The sequence below is a fragment of the Microbispora sp. ATCC PTA-5024 genome, assembly GCF_000511135.2.
Lineage (GTDB): Bacteria > Actinomycetota > Actinomycetes > Streptosporangiales > Streptosporangiaceae > Microbispora > Microbispora corallina.
This window is the reverse complement of sequence record NZ_KI866527.1, coordinates 156,344-160,695: the sequence shown is the minus strand read 5'-3', so window position 1 is coordinate 160,695 and position 4,352 is coordinate 156,344. Positions and strand designations below refer to the sequence as shown.

Sequence of the window (4,352 nt, the reverse complement as noted above, 5' to 3'; positions counted from 1 at the left end):
TCCAGGCCAAGCAGGAGGTGGCCAGATGAGCGCCGAGCCTCGCCGGCCCGACGGGCGGGCACCGGGCCGGGCGTCATCCCCCCTCCGATCGGGGAAGCTGGTGAGCGTCAGATGAGCAGGGCGCGCAGTCGCCTGGCGGTGCGGTACTTCGACGACCGGGTCCTCCTCACGGACGCGGCGGCCTGGGCCTACTTCCGGCTGCCGACGGTGAGCTACGAGTTCCTCACCCCCGAGGAGCGCGAGGCGCTGGCCACCAACATCACGATCGCGCTGGCGGCGATCCGGATGGCGGACGCCGAGGTGCACCTGCGCATCGCGCACCGGGCCTACCCGGCGGCGGAGTGGGCCATGGCGCTCAACACCACCTCCGACGAGGGCCCGGGCTGGCGGGAGTACCTGGAGGAGATGTACCGCCACGTCTGGGCGAAGGACTTCTGGAACAAGGAGGTCTACCTCGGCGTGCGGCTCGGGCCGCGGGGCGCCCAGCTCGGGACCGGCGTGCTGGCCCAGCTGTTCGGCTTCTACCAGCGTAGCGAGAAGGCGCTCGGCATCGAGGACGACCACGTCCCCGACCGGGAGATCGCCCGCTGGACCGAGGCGGCCGAGCGCCTGGGCCGGGCCCTGGCGTCCAGCGCGCTGTACGCCCGCCACGCCACCTCCCCGGAGATCGCGTGGCTCTTCCAGCACGCCGCCGCCGGCGGGCTCGGCGAGCCGGCGCCCTCGGCGACCCCACGCAGGAGATGGGGGAGGGGCGAGATCGAGGCCCTGGTCGAGGGCCAGATCCACAACGGCAGGTCGCTGCTGCGGATCGAGCAGCCGTCGGGCGACTCCTACACCGCCCACCTGTCGTTCGCCCGGTTCCCCGACCTGATGCCGTTCCCGGACGGCGAGCCGTGGCTGCACTTCGCCGACCAGTTGCCGTTCCCGGTCGAGGTGTCGAGCCGGATGCGGCTGATCCCGCCCGTGCGGGCGAGCAAGGACGTCGCCCGCAAGCTCGCGCACGCGCGCGACATGGACATCCACATCCGCGAGGCCGGGGCGGAGGCGCCGCTCGCGCTGGCCGAGCAGATCGACGCCGCCCGCATGCTGGAGCACGGCATCACCAAGGAGCGGCTCCCGTTCGTGTACGGCTGGCACCGGCTGAGCGTGAGCGCGCCGACCGAGGAGATCTGCGTCCAGCGGGTCGAGGCCGTCGTGGAGCACTACCGCGACCTCGGCATCGACGTGGTGAACTCCACGGGCGATCAGTTCTCGCTGTTCTGCGAGGCCCTGCCGGGGGAGCGGCTGCGGGTCAACGCGTACGCCCAGCGGCAGCCGCTCCGCACGATCGCGGGCGGCATGGCGACCGCGACCGTGGAGCTCGGCGACCGGGTGGACGAGTCGAACGCCGGATGGATCGGGCCGTACATCGGGGAGACCCTGGGGCGGGCCCGCAGCATCGTGCACTTCGACCCTCTGGTGGCGGCGACGCGGAACCGGCCGACCGCCATCGCCGTCACCGGCGAGCCGGGCGGCGGCAAGACCACGCTGGCGCTGCTGCTGATCTACCAGATGGCCCTGCGCGGCGTCACGGTCGCGGTCATCGACCCCAAGGGCGACGCCGAGTCGCTGGTCCAGCTCCTCCAGCGCCGCGGGCGGCGGGCCCGGGTCATCCCGCTGGGGGCGGCCGCGCCCGGCCTGCTCGACCCGTTCTCCTTCGGCGACGACATCGCGGCGAAGAAGACGATGGCGACCGAGACCCTGCGGCTGCTGCTTCCCCGCATGTCGGAGGAGCGCGAGTCGGCCATGATCCAGGCGGTGGCGGCCGTCTCGAACGAGCCCGATCCCTCGCTCGGCAAGGTGGTCGACCACCTGGAGCAGTCGGCCGACCCGGCGTCGAAGAACCTGGGGGCCGTGCTCCGGTCGATGTCCGATATGCACCTGGCCCGGCTGTGCTTCGACCCCTCCGGCGGCGAGCAGATCGACACCGAGGGCTGGACCACGGTGTTCACGCTGGGCGGGCTCACGCTGCCCGACGTGACTACCGTCCGGGACGACTACTCCTACGAGCAGCGGCTCTCGGTTGCCCTGCTCTACCTGGTGTCCCAGTTCGCGCGGCGCCTGATGAACGGGCTCGACCGGCGCACACCGAAGGCGATCTTCCTCGACGAGGCGTGGGCGATCACCTCCACCCCCGAGGGCGCCAAGCTCGTGCCGGAGGTCTCCCGCATGGGCCGCTCCCGCAACACGGCGCTGGTGCTGGTGTCCCAGAACGCCGGAGACCTGCTCAACGAGCAGGTGACGAACTGCCTGTCGTCGGTGTTCGCGTTCCGCTCGACCGAGCGCGTGGAGGTCGAGCACGTGATGGAGCTTCTCGGGGTCGACCCCTCCGAGGAGCACAAGGCCGCGCTGCGCTCACTCGGCAACGGGGAGTGCCTGTTCCGGGATCTGGACGGCCGGGCCGGCCGTATCGGGGTGGACCTGATCTCGGAGGAGCTGCTGCGATGGCTCGACACCAATCCGACCCACGACAGGCCGGGCGAGAACGGGCATGATCTTCTTGACGGGGGCTCCAGTCGGTCGGGGGTCGCGCAGGAGGTGCGGTCGTGAGCGTGCGCAGGAGCGTTCCCGCCCAGGAGGGTCCCGGGGACCCGGGGCGGAGGGCCGGCCGGCCGTGGCGTGGGAGCGTTCCGGAGCGCCCCGGCGCGACGCGACGGATCCGGCGTCTCCACAGCGCGGCGGCGGACGGCGACCGGCCGTCCTCCCGGCCACGGCGGGGGCGGTTACGGCGGCGGGTGGCCCTGCTGCTCGTGGCCTTCGCCGCGTTCGTCACGGTGCCTCTGGTCTTCCCGACGGGTTCGGCGAGCGCCGTCGGCCCCTGTGACCTGTCGTCCGACCTCGCCCCCGAGATGGTGGGCGGCGGCGTCGACGGGCTCGTCCAGCCTCCGCCCCCGGACGGCTCGACGGCCGCCGCGGGCACCACCCCCGGGGCCGGCGCCGCCGTCGCCGGCGCGGCCCCCAAGGAGCCCCTCACCAACTACGACCGGTACGGCATGGCCGGTCAGTTCTGGCACACGTACGGCCTGGGCTGCTCCGACGTGACGGCCGTCCTGGGCAACGCGTGGGCCAACACCGTCTTCTCCTGGGCGAAGGCCGTCGACAGGCTGACGATCAGCACCTACCAGGCCGCGGCTACCGAGGGGCCGATCCAGCCCATCAAGGACGTGGCCGACAAGGTCGTCACCAACCTCGCCGACGCCATGTACTGGCCGTACCTGCGGCCGATCGTCATCCTGGGCGCCATCTGGCTGGCCTGGTTCGGGCTGATCCGCAAGCGGGCCACGACGACCACCGAGGGCGTCATCTGGATGGTGCTCGCGGTCACGGTCGCGATCTGGTTCTTCAGCCGTCCCGGCGACTTCACCGGCCTCGGCAAGACCGTGACCGACAAGACCGGCGAGGTCGTCAACTCGGCGTTCGCCGGGCTGCCCGGCGCGGGCGGCGCGTCCTGCCTGCCCGCCAAGGGGGACACGAACGCGCAGGTCACGGCCGGCGGGTACGGCAGGCAGGGCACGGCGGGCGTGGACCAGAACGCCGACGCCCTCTGGTCGACGCTCGTGTGCAAGCCGTGGCTGATGGGCGAGTTCGGCACGGCGGACGCGAGCGCCCCCGTCGTCCGCGACTTCGGCGCGAAGCTGCTGAACCTCCAGGCCATCGACCGCGACGAGCAGGCCGGCGGGCAGATGCCGAGCGGCGACAGCCACCAGAAGCAGTTCGAGGAGCAGATCGCCAAGCCGCTGGAGAACACCCCGATCTTCTTCCTCCTCCAGGGCAAGGACTGGACGAGCCGCCTCGGCATCGCGATCGGCGCGTTCATCGCGGCCATGGTGGCCGGGCTGCTCATCTTCCTGGTGGCCGTGTCGCTGCTGGTGCTCAAGGTCGGGTTCCTGCTGCTGCTGATGCTGGGACCGGTCTTCCTGCTCATCGGCGTGCATCCCGGCTCGGGACGGATCATCGCGATGCGCTGGGTGGAGATGCTGGTCGGCACCCTGCTGCGCCAGGCCGTCCTGGCCCTCGTGCTCGGCATCCTCGTGTACGGCTACGCCCTGATCATCTCGACGGCGCTGCCGTGGGGCATGCAGATCCTGTTCATGGCGCTGCTGACCATCGCCGTGTTCTTCTACCGGCGGCCGTTCCAGCATCTGTTCGCCTCGATGGACGGGCACACGCTCACCACGCGCATGCTGGGCGAGGCCGCGTCCGCGCCGACCCTGTCGCGGGCGGCCAACGCGCTGCCGCCGGTCGCCGCGGCCCGGGCGGGCCGGTGGGGTCTGCGCAAGGCGGAGCCGGTGCTCGGCGCCGCCGCCATGGCC

The 4,352-nt window shown here is 72.2% G+C and carries 2 protein-coding genes; both read left to right on the top strand.

The genetic code is table 11. The features are described 5' to 3' along the window. Nucleotides 1-111 precede the first annotated feature (111 nt). The gene (locus tag MPTA5024_RS35220; protein WP_036332301.1) at nucleotides 112-2,589 is read left to right on the top strand and encodes an ATP-binding protein; all 2,478 of its coding nucleotides are present in this window, start codon (nucleotides 112-114) and stop codon (nucleotides 2,587-2,589) included. Between the two features lie 185 nt (nucleotides 2,590-2,774). Continuing rightward, on the top strand, nucleotides 2,775-4,352 hold a 1,578-nt coding region (locus tag MPTA5024_RS35215; protein ID WP_036332300.1), incomplete at its 3' end, for a type IV secretion system protein.

Coding starts and splice junctions, on each gene's coding strand:
- MPTA5024_RS35220 (WP_036332301.1), top strand. CDS start 112: ATGAGCAGGGCGCGCAGTCGCCTGGCGGTGCGGTACTTCGACGACCGG.